General features: G+C 70.4%; 16 protein-coding genes and 1 pseudogene. 4 read left to right on the forward strand and 13 right to left on the reverse strand.

The features are described from left to right. Nucleotides 1-22: 22 nt before the first annotated feature. The 12 genes from trpA to ACGFIQ_RS03225 form a co-directional block, all read right to left on the reverse strand. Nucleotides 23-859 carry a tryptophan synthase subunit alpha gene (gene trpA, locus ACGFIQ_RS03170; RefSeq protein WP_393238369.1) on the reverse strand — a complete coding sequence of 279 codons (837 nt, stop codon included), beginning with the start codon at nucleotides 857-859 and terminating at the stop codon, nucleotides 23-25. Next, the gene (gene trpB, locus ACGFIQ_RS03175) at nucleotides 852-2015 is read right to left on the reverse strand and encodes a tryptophan synthase subunit beta (RefSeq protein ID WP_393240329.1); all 1164 of its coding nucleotides are present in this window, start codon (nucleotides 2013-2015) and stop codon (nucleotides 852-854) included. The genes trpA and trpB overlap by 8 nt, the downstream gene beginning before the upstream one ends. A 116-nt stretch (nucleotides 2016-2131) precedes the next feature. Continuing rightward, nucleotides 2132-2935, reverse strand: coding sequence for an indole-3-glycerol phosphate synthase TrpC (trpC, locus tag ACGFIQ_RS03180; RefSeq protein WP_393238372.1), 804 nt, complete (start codon nucleotides 2933-2935; stop codon nucleotides 2132-2134). A 13-nt stretch (nucleotides 2936-2948) separates the two neighbouring features. Then, nucleotides 2949-4559, reverse strand: a complete 1611-nt coding sequence (locus ACGFIQ_RS03185) for an FAD-binding oxidoreductase (RefSeq protein WP_393238375.1) — start codon at nucleotides 4557-4559, stop codon at nucleotides 2949-2951. Between the two features lie 5 nt (nucleotides 4560-4564). Next, complete coding sequence (locus ACGFIQ_RS03190; protein ID WP_393238378.1) at nucleotides 4565-5194, reverse strand: DsbA family protein; 630 nt, start codon at nucleotides 5192-5194, stop codon at nucleotides 4565-4567. Next, nucleotides 5191-6477, reverse strand: a complete 1287-nt coding sequence (locus ACGFIQ_RS03195; RefSeq protein ID WP_393238381.1) for a flavin-dependent oxidoreductase — start codon at nucleotides 6475-6477, stop codon at nucleotides 5191-5193. Before ACGFIQ_RS03195 ends, ACGFIQ_RS03190 begins: the two co-directional genes overlap by 4 nt. Further along, nucleotides 6474-7643 (reverse strand): monodechloroaminopyrrolnitrin synthase PrnB family protein, encoded by a 1170-nt coding sequence (locus ACGFIQ_RS03200; RefSeq protein ID WP_393238384.1) that lies wholly within the window; start codon nucleotides 7641-7643, stop codon nucleotides 6474-6476. The genes ACGFIQ_RS03195 and ACGFIQ_RS03200 overlap by 4 nt, the downstream gene beginning before the upstream one ends. Before the next feature lie 135 nt (nucleotides 7644-7778). Continuing rightward, the gene (locus ACGFIQ_RS03205; RefSeq protein ID WP_393238387.1) at nucleotides 7779-9518 is read right to left on the reverse strand and encodes a beta-ketoacyl synthase N-terminal-like domain-containing protein; all 1740 of its coding nucleotides are present in this window, start codon (nucleotides 9516-9518) and stop codon (nucleotides 7779-7781) included. A gap of 154 nt (nucleotides 9519-9672) precedes the next feature. Then, nucleotides 9673-10569 (reverse strand): SDR family oxidoreductase, encoded by an 897-nt coding sequence (locus ACGFIQ_RS03210; RefSeq protein ID WP_393238390.1) that lies wholly within the window; start codon nucleotides 10567-10569, stop codon nucleotides 9673-9675. 210 nt (nucleotides 10570-10779) lie between these two features. Further along, on the reverse strand, nucleotides 10780-12258 hold the full coding sequence (locus ACGFIQ_RS03215; RefSeq protein WP_393238393.1) for an MFS transporter: 1479 nt from the start codon (nucleotides 12256-12258) through the stop codon (nucleotides 10780-10782). Continuing rightward, complete coding sequence (locus ACGFIQ_RS03220; protein WP_393238396.1) at nucleotides 12255-13730, reverse strand: 4-hydroxyphenylacetate 3-hydroxylase family protein; 1476 nt, start codon at nucleotides 13728-13730, stop codon at nucleotides 12255-12257. The genes ACGFIQ_RS03215 and ACGFIQ_RS03220 overlap by 4 nt, the downstream gene beginning before the upstream one ends. Before the next feature lie 70 nt (nucleotides 13731-13800). Continuing rightward, nucleotides 13801-15102 carry an FAD-dependent monooxygenase gene (locus ACGFIQ_RS03225; protein WP_393238399.1) on the reverse strand — a complete coding sequence of 434 codons (1302 nt, stop codon included), beginning with the start codon at nucleotides 15100-15102 and terminating at the stop codon, nucleotides 13801-13803. 278 nt (nucleotides 15103-15380) lie between these two features. On the opposite strand from ACGFIQ_RS03225, the gene ACGFIQ_RS03230 reads away from it, so the two are divergent. The 4 genes and pseudogenes from ACGFIQ_RS03230 to ACGFIQ_RS03245 all read left to right on the forward strand — a co-directional run bounded on the left by ACGFIQ_RS03230 (nucleotide 15381) and on the right by ACGFIQ_RS03245 (nucleotide 17680). Continuing rightward, entirely contained in the window at nucleotides 15381-16340 is a 960-nt protein-coding gene (locus tag ACGFIQ_RS03230) for an AraC family transcriptional regulator (protein ID WP_393238402.1), read from the forward strand. A gap of 476 nt (nucleotides 16341-16816) precedes the next feature. Then, nucleotides 16817-16918: pseudogene (locus ACGFIQ_RS03235) on the forward strand (helix-turn-helix domain-containing protein); the annotation flags it as partial. Nucleotides 16919-17000: 82 nt separating this feature from the next. Next, entirely contained in the window at nucleotides 17001-17228 is a 228-nt protein-coding gene (locus ACGFIQ_RS03240) for a winged helix-turn-helix domain-containing protein (RefSeq protein WP_393238405.1), read from the forward strand. Nucleotides 17229-17290: 62 nt separating this feature from the next. Then, nucleotides 17291-17680, forward strand: a complete 390-nt coding sequence (locus ACGFIQ_RS03245) for a transposase (RefSeq protein WP_393238408.1) — start codon at nucleotides 17291-17293, stop codon at nucleotides 17678-17680. On the opposite strand, the gene ACGFIQ_RS03250 is transcribed toward ACGFIQ_RS03245, so the two are convergent. After that, nucleotides 17609-19408: a dynamin family protein gene (locus ACGFIQ_RS03250; RefSeq protein ID WP_393238411.1), complete on the reverse strand. Its 1800-nt coding sequence runs from the start codon at nucleotides 19406-19408 to the stop codon at nucleotides 17609-17611. The two genes, ACGFIQ_RS03245 and ACGFIQ_RS03250, sit on opposite strands and share 72 nt — an antisense overlap. Between the last annotated feature and the right edge of the window lie 5 nt (nucleotides 19409-19413).

Raw genomic sequence — 19413 nt, forward strand, 5'->3', positions numbered from 1 at the left:
GGCGGTCGGTCCTGCCAGCAGGTCAAGCGGGCACACGAGCATCCCGGATACTGTCGGCCAACCGCGCGGCGAAGCCACGGACCCCGTCGAGCCGGGCGGCCTGGTCCTCGTTGTCGATCAGCTGGCGGACGAACCCGGCGCCGACGATCACGCCGTCGGCGTAGGCGGCGATTCGGGCCGCCTGCTCCCCGGTGGACACCCCCAGCCCGACGCAGACGGGTAGGTCGGTGACCTGTCGTACCCGGCCGACGAGCCGCTGCGCCGCCTCCGCCTTGGCGCCGCCGGTGCCGGTGACACCCATCAACGCCGCCGCGTAGACGAAGCCCCGGCTGGCCGCTGCCGTCCGGCTGAGCCGCTCGGTGGTCGAGGACTGGGCGACCAGGTAGATCCGGTCGAGCTGGTGGGCGTCGCTTGCCGCGGTCCAGCCGCTACGGTCCGCCTCCTCGGGAATGAGATCCGGGATGATCAGCCCGCAGCCGCCGGCGGCGGCCAGTTCCTCGGAGAACCGGCCGACGCCGTAGCGCTCGACCGGGTTCCAGTAGGTCATGCAGACCGCGGCCGCTCCGGCGGCGGTGACCGCCTCGACGGCCTCGAAGACGTGCGGCGTGACAGTTCCGTTAGCCAGTGCGACATCCACGGCATGTTGGATGACCGGCCCGTCCATGACCGGGTCGCTGTAGGGCAGACCGACCTCGATCACGTCGACGCCCGCGGCGACCATCGCCTCCATGGCCGCTATCGAGTCGGCGACTGTGGGAAACCCGACCGGCAGATAGCCGATCAGCGCTCCCCGCCCGGCCGCCCGTGCGTCACGCAGGACACGGCTCAGCCTGGTCTCCGACGCGTCTGCGTCACCCACGGTCGTCCCCTTCCAGCCCCAGGTGCTCGATGGCGGTGTGCATGTCCTTGTCCCCTCGTCCGGAGAGGCAGACGACGATCACCGGTTGGGCGTCGTTCGGACCGGTGGGCAGCGTGGGCGCGATCCGGAGCGCCCCGGCCAGCGCGTGCGCCGACTCGATCGCCGGGATGATGCCCTCGGTACGGCTCAGCCGCGCGAAGGCCCGCATCGCCTCGTCGTCGTCCACCGGCTCATACCGCACCCGACCGGTGTCGTGCAGCCAGGCGTGTTCCGGGCCGACCGCCGGGTAGTCCAGCCCGGCGGAGATGGAGTGGCTCTCCCTGGTCTGTCCGTACCGGTCCTGGAGCAGGTAGGTGCGAGCGCCGTGCAGCACGCCCACCGAGCCTCCGGTGATCGAGGCGGCGTGCCGGTCGGTCGTCACGCCGCGACCACCGGCCTCGAAGCCGTACAGGCGCACCCGGCTGTCGGGCACGAACGCGTGGAACGCGCCGATCGCGTTCGAGCCACCACCGACGCACGCCGCCACGGCCGTCGGGGAGGCCAGACCGAGGGCGGCTACCTGGGCGCGAGCTTCCAGCCCGATCACCCGGTGGAAGTCGCGGACCAGCGCCGGGAACGGGTGCGGGCCCGCCGCCGTGCCGAGGACGTAGTGCGTGGTGTCCACGTTGGTCACCCAGTCCCGGATGGCCTCGTTCAGGGCATCCTTGAGCGTACGGCTACCCACCGCCACCGGAACGACCTGCGCGCCGAGCACCCGCATCCGGGCGACGTTGAGCGCCTGCCGGCGGATGTCCTCCTCGCCCATGTAGACGACGCACTCGAGGCCGAACAGTGCCGCCGCGGTGGCGGTCGCGACGCCGTGCTGGCCGGCGCCGGTCTCGGCGATCACCCGGCGCTTGCCCATTCGACGGGTCAGCAGCGCCTGACCCAACACGTTGTTGATTTTGTGCGAGCCGGTGTGATTGAGATCCTCGCGCTTGAGCAGGATCCGCGCGCCGGCACCCTCGGCGAACCGGGGCGCCTCGGTCAGCGGACTCGGCCGCCCCGCGAAGCCGGTCAACAGCGCTGCGAACTCGGCGTGGAAGTCCGGATCCTTACGGGCCTGGTGATACGCCTCGGCCACCTCGGCCAGCGCCCCCATCAGCGCCTCCGGCATGAACTGCCCACCGAAACGGCCGAAGTGGCCGTCCCCGCCGTCGGACAGGTCAGCGCCGTCGAGCGCCTCGGCCACCAGCGCCACGTACGCCTGCGGCGGCGCCGCCCACGGCGGGGTCATCGGGCCACTCCCGCCGACCGCCGGCCCGCCGCCACCAGAGCGGCGACCGACCCGCGTGGGTCCGCGCTGGTCACCAGCGTCTCACCGACCAGCACGGCCGCCGCACCGGCATCCCGGTAGGCACTGACATCGGCCGGAACCCGCACCCCCGACTCGGCGACCCGGACCACGTCGTCGGGCACCAGGGCGGCCATCGTCGCGAACACGCCCCGGTCAACCCGCAGTGTGTGGAGATCCCGGGCGTTGATGCCGACCACCCGCGCGCCGGCGTCGACCGCCCGGCGCACCTCTTCGGCGTCGTGCGCCTCGACGAGGGTGGTCATGCCCAGCTTGGTCGCCTGCCGCAGCAGCGACTCCAACTCGGCCTGGCCGAGCGCGGCGACGATCAACAGCACCAGGTCGGCCCCGTGGGCTCGAGCCTCCCAGAGCTGGTAGGGCGAGACGATGAAGTCCTTGCGGAGCACCGGCACCCGCACCGCGGCACGGACCGCGCTCAGGTCCGCCAGGGAACCACCGAACCGGCGCGGTTCGGTGAGGACGCTCACCGCGGCGGCGCCCCCGGCCACGTACGCCTCGGCGAGCCCGGCCGGGTCCTCGATCGCGGCCAGCGGGCCCCTGGCCGGGCTGCGCCGCTTGATCTCGGCGATCACCCGTACCGCGTCGCCGCGCAGCGCGGCCACCACGTCCAGCGGCGGGGCGGCCGTGGCTGCCGCCGCCTGGAGGTCGGCCAGTTCGACGAGCGCCTCCCGTTCCGCCAGATCAGCGCGCACCCCGCGGACGATCTCCTGCAACACGCTCATCGGGACATCTCCTTCATCGGGCCGGCTCCACCGAGAGCTGGTGGTGGAACAGTCGCTGCGGGTCCCACTGACTCTTGACCCGCCGCAACCGCTTGTAGTTCTCGCCGTAGTACAGCTCCTGCCACGAGGTACCCGAGCTGTTCCACGCCGGATCGCGCAGGTCGACGTCCGGATAGTTGATGTACGCCCCCGCGGTGCTGCCGTCGCGTACCGGCACACCTCCGGTGCTGGCGTAGACGTCCCGGTAGAACTCGCGCAGGAAGCGGAGGTGGGTCGCATCCTCGGCCTCGTTGTCCCACTCGCTCAGGTACAGCAGTATCAGCGCGGCGTCGCGGTGCGAACTCGCGGTGGCGGACCCGGTTACGGCGCTGACCTGACCGCCGTAGGGAGCGATCAGCACCCCGCTGCCGGGATGCGTGTAGTCGGTGGAGACCAGCGCGCGGTGGATGGCCGCCGCCTGGGCCTCGGTGAGCGCGCTCCGGTGCAGCGCCGACTTTCCCTTGATCCGGCGTCCGACCGGCCGGTCGGCGAAACCGGACCACTGGGTTCCGAGCAGCCAGGGCAGCCGGCGCCGGACGGTGCTCTGCATGGCCACGCCCACCCCGTCCCCGATCGCCTCCAGGAACTCGTCGAGCAGTCCGTCAGCGTCCGGAGCCTGCCCGGACACCTGGGTGTTGAGCACGACAGCGCCACCGGAGCGGTGGAACGTGATCAGATGGCTGTAGAGGTGGTTCTCCACCCGGCCGGGCCGGTTGCGCGCCGCGTACCAGCGGCTGTAGTTGAGCAGCAGCCGGGTGAACGCCGCCCGGTCCATCGCCTCCCACGGCCAGATCACGGTGTTGACCAGCAGCTCGGCCGGTGGCCGGGGCAGCAGTCGGCGGGGATCCGAGGTGTCCGCGCCGGGTGAACGGAACCAGTACCGCGTCACCACGCCGAAGTTGCCGCCGCCACCGCCGGTGTGTGCCCACCACAACTCCCGGTTCGGGTCGTCGGCCTCGCGGGTGGCGAGCACCGCCCGTGCCGACCCGGACCGGTCGGCCACCACCACCTCGACCGCGTAGAGGTGATCGACGGTGAGCCCGAACAGGCGGCTGAGCGGACCGTAACCGCCGCCGGCGATGTGCCCACCGACGCCGACGCTCGGGCACGAGCCAGCCGGCAACGCCACGCCCCAACCGGTGAACAGCCGGCGGTTGACCTCCTCCAACCGGGCACCCGCGCCCACCACGAAGGCCCGCCGGGCCGGGTCGAAGCCGATCTCGTCGAGCCCCGCCAGGTCCAGCAGGACCTCGACGGCGGGATCACTGACGAAGTTCTCGAAGCAGTGGCCGCCGCTGCGGACCGACAGGCGCCGTCCCGAACGCGCGGCCTGCTGGACCGCCCGTACGACGTCGGAGGTCGAGGTGGCCACCACCACCTGCCCGGGTCGGCCCACCCACCGCTGGTTGACACCGCGCACCAGGTCGGCGTACTGCGGGTCGCCGGGCCGTACGGTCAGTAGCGCGTCACCGGCCACCGACCCCGGCCTGGCCGCCGGTGCGGGTGCGGCGCCGACGAGCGCCGCGGTCACCACACCACCCAGCACCGCCGAACCACCCAGCACTCCACGACGAGTCACTTCCATCTGAGTCACCTTTCTTCCGCGATCTGTCGCAACGCCGCCAGCAGGCGGTCACGTTCGTGCACGCCGTCGAGCCGGATCCGGCCATCGACGACGATCAGGGGCACGACGGCGGTCTCCTGTCGGGCTTGCCGGACCAGCTCCCGGACCTCGTCCACGCCGTCGCCGGCATCGAGGAAGCAGGCCACCCGCTGCGGCGCCATCCCCGCCCGACCGGCCCGTTCCACGAGCACCTCGGGGTCGGAGACGTCGACGGCGTCGACGAAGTACCCCGCGAAGAGCAGTTCCTCGAGCCGCCCCTGGACCTCTTCGCCGTACTCCCGCCCGGCGAGCCAGAGCAGTCGGTGCGCGGCCAGGGTGTTGACCGCGTAGCCGGACTCGTTCGCGAAGGCGATACCCATGCCGCGCCCGTACGCGGTGACCTCGCTGCTCATCCGGGTCGCCTTTGCCGCGCCGTACTTTCCGGCCAGCCAGGTGAGCATCGGCATCGGCGTGGCGGGATGTTCGCCGTCGATCTGGTACGGATGCCGCACGACCCGCACCGTGGGATCGCCGAACTCCCGCACAGCCGCATCGAGGTGCCGCTTGGTGACATAGCACCAGGGGCAGGAGACGTCGAGGTAACTGTCGACTCTCACGGCCGTACTCCCCGGGCGGCGACCGGCACGTCGTGGGACGGCCGGTCGTTGACGGTGGCAACGTCGAACCCGCCCAGGCGGGCGTACCGCTGGGAGATCTCGGCCAACTCGGTGGCCGGGATCACGTCGTGCACGTCGACGAAGCCGTCCGGGGCCCGCTGAGCCGCCAGGCTGATGACGAGCTCCGGCCCGAGCTGCCGGTTGCGCTCCTGAAGGTCCGTGGTGACCGGTCGACGCAGGCGCTCGTACTCGCTCAGGGCGGTGACCGGGTCGGCGTGCAGAGCCAGGCAGTACGCCAGCACCCGTGCGTCCACGATGGACTGGGTCGCACCGTTGGAACCCATCGGGTACATGGCGTGCGCGGCGTCGCCGAGCAACGTGACCGGCCCGAAGCTCCACCGGGGTAGTGGATCTCGGTCCACCATGGGATAGAGGAACGCCTCCCCGCCGGCCCGGACCAGCTCCGGCACGTCCAGCCAGTCGAAGCGGAGGTCGGCGAAGTCGGCCAGGAAGGAATCCGGTTCGACCACCCGGTTCCAGTCGGCACGGGCCGGCCTGTCCTGCTCGGCAGCCGGTCGGGCCAGCGCCCAGTTCATCAGGACCGGCTGCCCGGGGCCAGCCGCTCGGGACATCGGGTACACCACGGCCCGGCGGCGTTCGTCCCCCGCGATGATCATCGTCTTCCCGTTGAGGATGGGCGCCCGCCAGGCCGACCCCCGCCACACGAGCAGTCCGTTCCACGGCGGCTCGCCCTCGCCGGGGTAGAGCGCCGCGCGTACCGCCGAGTTGATGCCGTCCGCACCGACCATGACGTCAGCCTCGAACTCGCTGACGCCTCCAACGCCGGGCTGGCCCACCACGGTCCGCACCGAACCGTCTGGCCGGATGTCGAAGTCCCGTACCCGCGCGTCGGTGACGATCGTCGCGTCACCGAGACGTCGGCGTACCTCCTCGAGCAGCACCATCTGCAACCGACCCCGGTGGATCGACAGCTGCGGCCAGCGGTAGCCGGCGGATCGCCCGCGCGGCTCGTTCCAGATCAACGAACCGAACCGGTTGTAGTAGGACAGTTCCCCGGTGCAGACCGCGACCGCCGTCAGGTCGTCCAACAAACCCAGCTCGGCGAGTTCGCGCACCGCGTTGGGCAGGATGTTCAGACCGACCCCGAGAGGTCGGATCTCCGGGGCCGCCTCGAGCACCCGGACGTCACGGATCCCCGCCGCGTGCAGGCTCAGCGCCAGGGTGAGCCCACCAATGCCGGCACCGGCGACCAGGACCCTCACAGGGCCACCCCGCCCTGCCAGCGCTGCCGGGGAATCGTGCCCTCCGGTCGAACCCTGTGCGACTCGGTCGGCGGGTCGGACCGCCGGGCCTGGACCAGACTGGCGTTCTGCCGGGTCAGATCAATGATCTGCCGGAGCAGTTCGACGCTGGCGCCGCCGCTGCCGACCGGATAGAGCCGCAGGTCTGCCTGGTACGCCTGACGGGCGATGCCGAGGTGGCGACCCCGGAACACCACCACCGTACGCAACACCCGGGCCAGTGCCTCCGCGCCGCGGCGTAGCACCGGGGATACGTTGCCGGTCCCCGCGCCGTCGACCCCGCCGAAGGCGTCGACGAGGCGGCTCACCACCGACCTCCGCTCGGTCCACCGGGTGTAGTAGGCCCGCCAGCGCGGCAGGCTGAAGGGAACCGAGTGGCGGATGAACTCCTCGTAATCGGGCTCGCTGCGGTCCGCCGCCCAGATGACCTGGTCGACGAGCCAGAGTGGCACCTGCGCGGCGGCCGGGCCGAGCAGTTCCCGGCCCGAGACGGTGATCTCCTCGAAGTACGGGCGGAGTACCCGGGCGAAGAAGACCGGGCTGACGTGTCGCAGCACGAGGTCGATCGAGTCCACCATCGCCGTGAGCCGGAGGTTCAAATCGTCCAGCAGCGGCGCGAACTCCGGGTCCGTCGGCGCGGTGTCGGCCAGGACGTCGCAGGTGATGAGGCCGGTACGCAGGCCGGGAAAGACCATCCGCACCGACTCCTGGAGGAACCCCTCCTGCGGGTCGCCGGTGTACATCCGCTGGCGGTGCCCCAGGGGGTTCCAGGTGGTGTAGTGGTGCACGGTGTCGCGGGGCACCATGTCGGTGCGCCGGCCCAACTCCTCCAGCACCACTGTGGCTTCCGGCACGACCGACAGCGGCTCGACACCGTGTCGCTTGAGGGAGCCCAGGAACATGCCGAGGTCGCGCATCGCCGCGAGGCACTCGTCCACCGAGTACGTGGCGACCTCGTCCAGGCCGGGTATCAGGGCGCGCAGGGCACCGGCTATCGCTGGCACGTCGGCCTGCGCGTTCATGGCGCGGAGGCGGAAGCAGGCCGGATCGGCGTTGAGGGGGTCGAGGAGCCGGACGTTCTCGATCCGGGCCAGGCTGGACAGGTCGGTGATCGTTGCGTTTGGCATTGCTCACTTCCTGATCTGTGAGGGACGGTGGGTGGGTGGCGGGAGGGCGCGCGTCATGGCGGCACGACGTGCGCAAAAGTGGCGGGAAGACGATGAGGTGGTCCGGTGCGGCGGTGACGGCAGCGCTGCCGCCGATCAGGTGCCGACCGCGGTTCTTGGGCTCGGCGGCCCCACCCAGTCCAGCCAGTGCCGGGTGGTCTGCCAGGGCCGGATCGGCAACGGCACCAGCCGGCCCGATGGCCCGATGTCGCGCGGGGTCAGCACGGTCTCCGGCGGTTCGCCCGACAGCACCGCGCGGAGTTCCCGGATCATGTCGTCGTGGGAACGGCCACGCACGACCACCCGGTGCGGGTAGCGCCGACGCCGGACGTTGGTGCTGTAGCAGATGTCCCGCAGGTCGAGTGCGGCGCCCGCGCCGTCGGGCGCCAGGAAGGCCAGGTAGCTGTGGATCAGCTCGGTCAGCCCGGCCGGCGAGCGGGCGGTGAGCACCAGCGGATAGTGGTCCCGGCCCGCCTCGGGCACTCCGGACGACCGGCCGGTCCCGGCTCCGCCCGGCTCCGGGGCCACCGCCGCCTGGGCGAGCACCAGGTGGACGTTCGTGCCGGGCATGCTCTGCCCGTTGACGGCCACGATCGCCGGTCGACCACGGTCGGGCAGCGGGGTCGCGACGTCGGGCACGACCAGCGGTACCCGAGCCCAATCGACGTCCGTCCGGGGGCGGGCGCAGTGCAGGCTGGGTGGTACGAGCTGGTGCTCCAGGCAGAGCACCGCCTTGACGAGGCCAGTCAGGGCGGCGGCGGCCTCGGTGTGGCCGAGGTTCGTCTTGACGGACCCCACCAGGCAGGGCCGTCCGGCGGGGCGCCCCTCGGCGAGCACCTCGGTCATCGCGGCGAGTTCGGCCGCGTCGATGCGGGTCCCGGTCCCGTGCGCCTCGACGTAGTCGACATCCCCCGGGGAGACGCCGGCGGTGGCGTACGCCGACCTCATGGCCATGGCCTGACCGGTCACCGAGGGCGCGGTCAGCTCGGGCTTGGCACGACCGTCGTTGCTCACCGCGCTGCCCAGCAGCACGGCGCGTACCCGATCACCGTCGGCGAGGGCGGCGGACAGCGGCTTGAGGACCACCACCACGACACCGTCGCTACGGACGAACCCGTCCGCGGATCGGTCGCCGAACTTGCACCGCCCGTCGGCGGCCAGCACCCCCGCCTGCCCGAACAGCACCGCTGGCGTGGGCGCCAGCACCAGGTTGATCCCGGCGACGACAGCCATCGTGCTCTCGCCCGACCGTAGGCTCTGCGCCGCCAGGTGAACCGCCGCACCCGAGGACGCCTGGGCGGCGTCGACTGTCACACTGGGTCCGCGCAGGTCGAAGGTGTACGAGAGCCGGCCGGCCGCCATGCCGCGCTGCTGGCCGCCGAGGGCGGAGAGCAACCCGAGGCGGTCCGGTCGCGAGCTCTGGAGATCCCAGTAGTCAGCCTGGCTCTGGCCCACGAACACCGCCGTCCGGCTGCCCGCGAGGTGTTCGGGCAGTTGTCCGGCGTCCTCCAGCGCCTCCCACGCGGTCATCAGCAACAGCCGTTGCTGCGGGTCAAGGCTGGCGGCCGCGTCGTCGTCGATGCCGAAGAACTCGGCGTCGAACTCGGCGACGCCGTCCACGAAGCCACCCCAGCGACTGGTCGTCATGCCTGGGGGCGGGGGAAACGGTGCGACGTAGTCGTCGACCGAGAACCGGTCCGGCGGGACCTCCGTGATCAGGTCCCGACCGTCAACCAGGTGTTGCCAGAGCTGCGGCAGGCCGTGCGCGCCGGGAAGGCGGCACCCTGCGCCGATCACCGCGATCGGCTCCCCCGCCTGTCGTCGTGCTGACCACATGTGTCGAGCTCCTTGCCGCGAAGGTCGTGCGGTGGACCCGCCGCGCCGTTGCGAGCGGTGGCCGTCACCCCCGGGGCCCGGCCGGCGGACTGCTGTGTCGGCTGGCCAGGTTGCCCGGGGGTGACCGCCCTCAGGGAAGTTCCGCCTGCTCCTCTTAGGCGAACTGCTGCCACGGCCGCGCCGTGACCCATTCGGCGATCGGCGTCGGCGTCACGTTCAGGGCCTTCGGCAGCGTCGCCGGGTCCAGGTCGAACAGGTCACGACCGGCATCCTGACCGACCCAGCGGTAGATGCCGGCGACGCCGGTGGCCGCCTCGGCGCCCAACGCGAAGGCCAGCCCTTCCTGGAAGGCGTCGACCTCCAGCGGCAGGTAGTTGATCTGTCGGCCGAGCACGGTGGAGAAGATCGCGGCCAGTTCGGGGCCGGTCACGACGTCGCCGCCGCCGAACTGCACGGACCTGCCGACCAGGTCCGGACGGTCCAGTGCCGCCACCATCGCCGCCGCCAGGTCGTCGTGGGACAGCCAGGCCACCCGCCGGTCCGCGGGCAAGGGGTACGCCAGCACGTTCTGGTTGGCCAGCGCCCCACCCACCCCGGGGTTGAAGAGGTTTTCCAGGTACACCGGGGGGCACAGCACGACCGTAGGCACGCCGCTGTCCGCCAGGATCTCTGCGGCGATCCGTCGGGTCTCGTACGCCGGGTACGGCGTCGTGTCGTCCGGGATGCAGGTGTTGGTGTTGTAGACGAGCTGCTGCACGCCGGCCTGCCGGGCGGCGTCCGCGATGTTGCGGGCGTAGTCGGCGACCGTCGGTGTGTCGTACACCAGGGGCAGGGTCACCGCGGCGTGGGTGACGCCCGCGAACGCCTCGCGCACGGCGGCCGGGTCGGCCAGGTCGCCGGCGACCAGGCTGACCCCCGAGTCGGCCCGCTCGGCGCCGCGACGAGCGAAACCGCGCACCGGATGGCCCCGTTCGGCGAGGGTCCGGACGACCGCGCCACCCTGGCCACCGGTCGCGCCGAACACCAGATACTGCCTGCCCTGCTCTGTCATTGCTCAGTTCCTTCGCGTGCGTGGGAGGAGCGCCCCGCCCCGGGGGCACGGCGCTTGGTGCAGGACCCGTCCTGCCAGGTCCTCGTTTCCGGCCGGGACCGCTCGGGTCACGACCGGGTGCGCGGACCGCGGGCGTTCCGGGTCCGCTCGGCCGGTGGAGTCCGGATGGTGCCGGGCTCCGCCGCATCCGGCACGGGATCGGCCGCCGGCCTACCGTCCGGAGACCGTCGCCGAGCCGACGGGCGCCGGCCGGGCCCGACGTAGCCGGACGGCCGCCACGGCCGCGATCAGCGCGACCACCGCGCCCACCAGGAACGCTGCCTGGAAGCCGGCGGTGGTGGCCGCCGCGTCCAGGCGGGCCGGGTCGTCACCGGTCACCTGGTTGGTCCGGGCGGCGGCCACACCGGCCATGACCGCAAGACCGACGACCGCGCCGATCTGCTGACTCGTGTTGATCAGCCCGGAGGCGAGTCCGACCTCGTTGTCGGTCGCCTCCGCGGTCGCCGCGACATTCGTCGTCACACTCACCAGTGGCAACCCGATGCCGACGAGGACGGTCGGCCCGAGCACCTCGGAGACGAAGTCCCCCTCGGCGGAGAGGCGGGACAGCCAGAGCATGCCCACACCGACCAGGACGAAGCCAACCGTCATCACGGCCTCGAGGCCCATCCGGGCGATCAGCCGCTCGGCCATCGCGGCCACCACGATCACCACCAGCGACATCGGCAACAGACCGAGCCCACCACCCAGGGGCGAGTAGCCGAGCACGTCCTGGAGATAGATGCTGACGAAGAAGAACGTCGGGAACAGCACGAGCTGTGCCAGCCCGCCGAGGATGTTCGCGGTGCGGAGTCGACGCCGCCGGAAGATGCCCAACGGCACCAGCGGGTGGCTGCTGCGCCGCTCGATGAACACGAACGCCACCAGGCACAGCGCCGCCACACCGGCCGCGCCGACGGTGCGACCGGCGAGCCAACCGATGTCTCCGGTGGACACCAACGCGTACGCCAGCAGCCCCAGGCCGGCGGTGACGGTCACGGCGCCGATCGCGTCGAAGGCCCGGCGGTCTGCGGGTTCGCGTACCTTGGGCACCACCCGGAGGGCGACGACGGCAAGCACGGCACCGGCGACGACGTTCATGAGGAACGTCGAGCGCCAGCCGAACGAGTCGGTCAGCAACCCACCGAGGACCGTGCCGACGGCACCTCCGGCGCCCGCCATCGCGGCGAAGATACCGAGGGCCCGATGCCGTTCCGGACCCTCCGGGAAGATGCTCAGCACCAGCGCCAGCGCGGCGGCGGCGGCCAGCGCGGCGGCCAGACCCTGGATCGCCCGACCGGCGATCAGCCAGCCGGCCGAGTTCGCGACCGTGCCCACCGCCGAGCCGAGGACGAGGACGACCAGACCGATCACGAAGACCCGGCGGCGGCCGACATGGTCGGCGCTGCGTCCGCCGAGGAGCAGGAGACCGCCGAAGGTGATCAGGTAGGCGTTGGCCACCCAGGAGAGCCCGGTGGGCGAGATGTGCAGGTCCTCGCCGATCGAGGGCACCGCCACGTTGATGATCGCGGTGTCGAGGATCAGGAGGAACTGGGTGCAGGCCAGCACCGCCAGCGCCCGCCACCGGTGGGGTGCCCCGGAGGCGTCGGTGGCGGTGGCACCGGGCGGGGAGACGTCCGGACTGGTCATGAGGCGCCGTACATCGAGTTGTCCAGTTCGTAGCCGTCCAGGCAGGACTGGGTGAGCTGTTCACACAGGTCCGGACGGCCGTCGCGCACCACCGCCGGCAGGTAGACGTGCGGGGCACCGTGGTAAAAACGCTCGTACTGCTCGTGCCGAGAGGCGAACTCCGAGCCCAGCGCGTCCCAGGCGAGCTTGAGCAGCTTGATCCGCGCCTTTGCCGAGTGGCCGGGTGAGCGCACGTACTTGGCGAGCACCGGCCCCAGCTCGGGGTGCAGCAGGTCGTAGCCGGAGGCGGGGAGCTGGATCAGGCCGCCGCCGGCGAGCAGCTTGACCTCGGCCACCGCCTTCGGGTAGATGTCACCGGCCATCGCTCGATGCGCGGATGCGATCTCCGGGTTGATCATGACGCCCTCGCCGCCCGGGACGGGGACGAACTCCGTCTCGGCCGCGATCAACATCGAACGCGCGATGTTCACCCAGGTCATCAGGCGGCCGATCTGCATCTGCACCGGGGGCAGACCGTAGGTGTTGTTCGCCTTGGCGATGAGGATCGCCAGGCCGGTGAGGAACTCCAGCTTGGTCCAGAAGCGGGTGGCCGACTGGTGGACGAAGTTGTTGTACGCCGGCGTCGCCCACCACTGGCGCAGGCTGGCGTCCACGTCGCGATAGACCAGCACCCGCTCCCACGGCACGAAGACGTCGTCGCAGACGAGCAGCGAGTCGTTCTCGTCGAACCGGGAGGAGAGCGGGTTGTCGAAGACGCTCCGGGCACCGGCCTCGTACGAGGCGCGCGAGACGAACTTCAGCCCCGGGGTGTCGAGGGGGAGGGAGAAGCTCAGCGCGTACTCCACGTCCTGCGGGGCCAGGGGCTCGATCGTGCCCACCACCACTTCGTCGCCGAAGGCGGCGGCTGTGCCGATCATCTTCGCGCCGCGTACCACGATGCCGCCGTCGGTTTCCCTCACCACACGCAGGTAGAGATCGTTCTCCTCCTGCTCGGACGCGGCCCTGGTTCGGTCGATCTGCGGGTTGGTGATGGTGAACGCCTGGTAGAGATCACCAGTAGACATCCGCCGATGGTGGGCGGCGACATTGTCCCGACCGTCGAACCCGCTGCCCGCGAAGACCTCCGGCAGGGCGGCGAACCCGGCGAGGCCGGACGCCATGTAGTCGGGCGAACGACCGAGGAATCCGAAGGTCGCCTCGGACCAGATCTTGTGTGCCTTGCGCCGAGCGACCAGATCCTCGTAGTCGCGGGCGATGTGGAACGCCCGGTGGATGCGGTCGCCCGACGGGGATTCGACAGTCAACACCGGGGCGAACTCGGCCTGGTGTGTCAGGTCGTAGAGGTGGGCGATGGACCGAGCGGTGTTGCGGAACGCGCGGTGTCGGGTCAGGTCCTTGACCGGTTCGCCGTCCAGCCAGATCTCTCGGCCGTCGCGCAACGCATCGAGATACTGCTCGCCGGTTCGCGTCATGTCTCATCTCCTAAATCACGGGTTAGGCAGGTGGTTGGTGGTGAGTGGACCTGTCAGGTGTCCGAAACGATCAGGACCCGGCCGGCTGCTGGGCGGGGCGAGCGGAGTGCGGTCGACGTTGGACCGAGTAGGAGGAGGCCGCGTTGGCCGTCGCCACGTCGAAGCCGCCCAACTCCGCATAGCGTCGAGAGATCTCGGCCAGTTCCCGGTCGAGGTCGCGCGCCGACGGACCGGGACGGATGACCGATCTGGCCCGGTCCGCCATGGCGACCACCACCTCCGGGCCCAGTGCCCGGTTGCAGTTCTGGAGCAGCGTCATCCGCTCACGCCGGTCCCGTTCGTAGGCCACGAAGGCGGTGCTGAGGTCCGGTTGGCCAGCCACGGCGCTGGCCAGGGCACGAGCGTCGATGATCGCCTGGGTGGTGCCGTTGGACCCCATCGGACACATCGCGTGGGCGGCGTCACCGACGAGCGTCACCGGTCCGAAGGTCCAGCGGGGCAGCGGATCGCGATCGACCATGGCCTGTTCGAAGGGGGCGGCGGCGGCGATGAGGGCACCGACATCGAGCGAGTCGAAGACCCAGCCGTCGAGCGCGGCCAGCAGCTTCGCAGGATCCACCACCCGGTCCCATCCCGCCCGGTCGACCACCTCACCCGGCACGAAGGTGCGGGAGACCGCCCAGTTGGTGTCGACCAGGCCGGCGGCGTCCGGCCCTGGCGCTATCGGGTAGGCGACCACCTTCCACGTGCTGTCGCCTCCGACGAACATCGACCGACCGTCGGCGAACGGCGGAATCTTGGTGATGCCGCGCCACACCACCTGCCGCTGCCACACCGGCGGTCCCTCGTCGGGGAAGAGCACCCGGCGGACGCCGGACCGGATGCCATCCGCGCCGATCAGGGCGTCGACCTCGGTGGTGGTGGTGTCGCCGGTGCGATGGGCGAGGGTGACCCGCACCCGACCGGTGGGCAGCCGACAGAAGTCGGTGACCCGCGCATCGGCGCGTACACACTCCCGGCCGAGTCGTTCCTCGGCGGCGGCGAGCAGCACCATCTGCAGGTGCCCCCGGTGCACGGAGAGCTGCGGCCATCGGTGACCGGCCGCGCGGCCCCGCGGCTCACGCCAGATCACGTCACCGTGCCGGCTGAAGTAGACCAGCTCGGTGGTCGGGACGGCGGACGCGCCCACCGCCGCGTCGAGGCCGAGGTCCGCGAGTTCCCTGACGGCGTTGGGCAGGAGGTTGATCCCGGCACCGAGGGGCCGGATCTCCGGGGCCGCGTCGACCAGCCGGATCTCGTCGAGACCGGCCGCGTGCAGGCTCAGGGCCGTGGTCAGGCCGGCGATGCCCGCCCCGGCGATGAGTATCCGCATCGACGCTCCCTCCCTGCTCGTTTCATGCCGGATCGCCGGCTGGCGATACGTCCATCAACGCGGGTGACACCGACCGCCGTGGTCAACGACGGGAGCGGAGTGCAGCCCGCGAAGTTCGACGCGACACCAGGAAGGCCCCCCGTGCATGAAGCTCGTCTTGCGATACGCAACCACGTATACCGATCGTCTCGACCGAACGACCCGGTTCCCTCGGAAGTTTCACGGAAGAGTTAGCTACGATCAATTAAGAACTCTCCGCTCTGATTTAAGGATCGTCCATGAATGACCTTGACGTACTGGCTGAGCTGCTCAAACCGATACGTCTGATCAGCGTTTTCCACAGCCGCTGGGTCGTGCGGGGACCATGGAATGTCCAAGGTGACGACGATCACTGCGCGGTGCTTCACTACGTCCTACGAAACAGTTGTTACGTCAAACTTAGGGACCGACCACCCATTCTGCTGCGCCGGGGCGACCTGGCGATCTTTCCCTACGGCACAGCGCACACATTGGGCGACGGATCACCAGGACCGACTCACCCGTTACGCCACTTGCTCCCCGAGCGCCGCCTCGGCGAGTCGGCGATTGTACGGATTGGCGAGGAGGGTGCTCTCACCGAGTTGATGTGTGCCAGCCTCAACTACGACCCCGGCGGCGAACCCCCGCTGTACCGGTCGCTCCCGCCGGTCTTCGTGCTGGGCAAGCCCGAGCTCGACGAGGAGCCACTCCTGCTCCGAACGCTGGAGTCGCTGGTTCCAGAGACCGAGCGGCGCGAGCCGGGCAGCCCGCTGGTGACTCTGCGAGCTTTTGAGATGGTATTCGTGCTCGCCCTCCGCGTGGCACTGCAGAATCTGACAGTCGACTCGCCGGCGCTGCGCGCACTGGCCCATTCCGGCGTAAGCCGTGCCCTATCCGCCATTTACGGCGAGTTCCGGCAGCCGTGGACGCTGGACCTGCTGGCACAGCGCGCCGGCATGTCGAGGTCGAGTTTCGCCAAGACGTTTAGGGATCTCGTCGGGGAGGGGCCGGCGCTACATCTCACCCGACGCCGCATGCAGGAGGCGGTGCAACTGCTGACGTACACCAAAACCCCACTCAGTTCAATACCCGAGATGGTGGGGTACCGGAGTTCGGTTGGATTCCATCTCGCCTTTCGCAAGATTTTGAATGACACACCGGGCCGGTACCGGGCACACCATGGATTGGCCGGCGGCCCGCCGTGCAACCATGATTCCTGAGGCCCCGGGGGCCTGTCGCGGACGTGCGACGGTCACACCCCGGGCCACGGGGGCACGGGCGCGAGCGCTCGCGGCGACGAACAGCCGCGCCCTCCGGCCGGCCCGCCCGCCCGCCCGTCGGTGAGAGCACCAACCACCCACGCACACGAAAGGCCCCGACCCAGCACATCCCACCGGGTCGGGGCCTTGATCGTTGGTGCGCCGCCAGGGACTCGAACCCCGAACCCGCGGTTGTCGACGAGCGCCCGCTCGGACTTGTCGTTGATTGTCAAGAACCAGGGTTGACCTGCCCGAACGAGGCCAGCCGCCGATCATTGATTGTCGCTAAAGAGATTGAAAGGTTGACGTCTCTCGACGTGTGTGCGTGATCTGCGTCGATGTTTGGGTAGATCCGGGTGATGAGGTATCCGGCTGGTGGTGGCATGAACACGGCAGCCCGGGTCCGGCGTGAGAAGGTTCGGGTCCAGGCCGCGACGATGTTCGAAGAGTCCAAATCGACGACGCAGATCGCTTCTGTGCTGCGGGTTTCCGAGAAGTCTGTCCGTGAGTGGCGACGTAAGTGGGTAGCTGGCGGAGCCCAAGCTCTGGCGTCGGCCGGGCCGGGTGGTTCGGATTGCAAACTCTCCGCTGACCAGCAGAAAGAACTCACGGAGATGCTCGATGACGGTCCTTCTGGCCCACGGCTGGGAGGACGCCCGCTGGACCCTGGCCCGTGTCGCCGGGGTCATCGATCGCCGCTTCGCGGTCAACTACACGCTGCGCGGGGTGTCCTATCTGCTGCACCGCATGGGCTACAGCCAGCAGGTCCCGACCCGCCGGGCGGTCGAACGTGACCCCGAGGCGATCGCGAGTTGGCACCGTAGGCGGTGGCCGTCGATAAGAGATTAGCCGCGACGCGGGACGCCTGGATCTGCTTCCAGGACGAGGCAGGCCAGGTCCTGAGGCCGCCCGTGAGCAAGACCTGGGCCCGGCGCGGACACACGCCCGTCGTCGAGGTCTGCGGCAAGGGCTCCGGTCGGGTCTCCATCGCCGGCCTGGTCTGCCTCAAGCCCGGACAGCGAGGCCGGCTGATGTGGCGCACCCGGCTGCACCTCGGTCGCGCCGGGAAGCGTGGCAGTTTCAGCGAGGACGACTACAGCGCCTTCCTCGACCAGACCCACCAACGCCTGCACGCACCGATGATGCTGATCTGGGACAACCTGAACACCCACGTCAGCCACCGCATGCACACCCTGATCGCCGCCCGGACCTGGCTGACCGTGATCCGGTTACCCGCCTACGCCCCGGACCTCAACCCCACCGAAGGCGTCTGGCGCTGGATGAAACGCGGCCTGATCTGACAGGTGCCCGCTGACACGGTTCGGCGTGCCCACAGATCCGGCAACGCGACAGAGCCCTTCGGCCCGTCGGGCCAGCGCGCCATGCACGTCGATCCTGCGGGTCAGTGCGGCGATCCGTTCCTCTGTTGAGGCCAGTTGCGTCCGGATGTACTCGTCCTGGGCTCGCGTGGCGGAGAGTTCCTGTGCCTGGATGCGGAGAAGGTGGGCGACCCAGAGTTCGAGGTGCCGTCCGACGTGCGAAACCTGGTGGTGGGCGTGCTCGGCCAGCATGGCGCGCGCCCGAGCGAGATCGCGTCCGGCGAGGTCGGCGACGCTGCCCAACGCCAGCCCCCAGCCCTGTCTGAAGCGGTGTCGGACACCGCTGAGAAGTCGGGTGGTGGTGTGGGCGACTCCGGTATCTGCCGTGAGGAACCGCTCGTCGAGTACGACCGGCGACATGAGCCCGGTCACGGTGATGACAGCGTGCACCTGGTCGTGCTGCTCTTCGGCCACCGTCCGGATGCGGGTGATGGCGCCTGCGAGTTCCTGGGCGTAGCCGGCGCTCAGGAAGCCCTTCACGGCCTTGTCGTTGGGGAGGCCATTGATGTGGACGACGAGCGCGGCGCGTTCGGCAAGGACGCAGTCCCGGATGCGGTCGATGGAACGGCCCACGGTCGTCGCGACCGTACGCAACCGGACCTCGTCGGCGGTCAGTCGTTGACGACCGGCGTGCAGGTGGTCGGTGAGCTGCTCGATCTCGGCGGCGTCGGCGGCCCGCTGCCGGGTGCACGCCTCGGCGAGCGCCTTGACCAGGGAAGCGACAGCGGAGGCCCGACCACGCCAGGTCGCAGAGCTGATCCCTGTGTCAGTTAGCCGCCTGACCAGGTCCCAGAGCTGGACGGTGTTGCCGCGTAGCTCCGCCGGCGCCTTCTCGCCGAGTGCGAGCGCGACGGTGGTCGGCGGTTGTGCGGGGCGCCATCCGAGGTGTTCGGCCAACATGACGGTGAGGTCAGCCGCTGCCGTCTCTTGGAGGCGGGCGACAAGCACGGCGGTGAGATCCTCGGCCTCAGTGGGATCGAGGTCCAGGTCGTGCGCCATGCTGCGGATCGCCCGCTCGGTGTGGGTCAGGCCGACGATGAGGCGGTCGTAGTCGTCGGGCGAACGGACGATGGTCCGCAGGGCGGCGAGCGCGTCGTGGGCCGGTGGGCTGTCGAGGCGGCGCGCGTCCAGAAGCAGGACGACGACGTCGGGGCGGCGGGCGAGCAGTGCCGCGGAGATCTCGGTGTGGAAGGCAACCGGGGAGCTGAAGCCGGCGGTGTCGATGACGGTGAGGCCTCGTAGCCGCGGATGGGGCAGATAACAGACCGCCTGCGTAACCTGCGTCGCCGCAGCCGGGTTGACCAACGCGGTGCGGAAATCCCGTGCCTGTGTGGGGTCGGCGAAGTCGAACTGGGCCGGCGGCTTGCGATTGTCGTGGTGCAGCTCGCCCCGGGCGGGTGTGCCGTGTCGCAGTACGGTGATCGCCGCTGTCGTGGCCGCGCGGCCGGTCGGTAGGTTGTCCGCGTCGAACAGGGTGCGCAGCAGGGTGGTCTTGCCGGCTGAGGATGCTCCGATGACTGCGACCCGTGGCGTGTCCTGTGCCCATTCGTCGAGCATGCGGTCGAGCTGCGCTCGGGCCGGGTGCGGTGTTGGCAGCGCCGCGCTGACCTCGGCGGCCAGCAGCGCGGCGTCGTGAGCCCACTGTGGCACGGTCG

This window comes from Micromonospora sp. NPDC048898, assembly GCF_043198035.1.
GTDB lineage: Bacteria > Actinomycetota > Actinomycetes > Mycobacteriales > Micromonosporaceae > Micromonospora.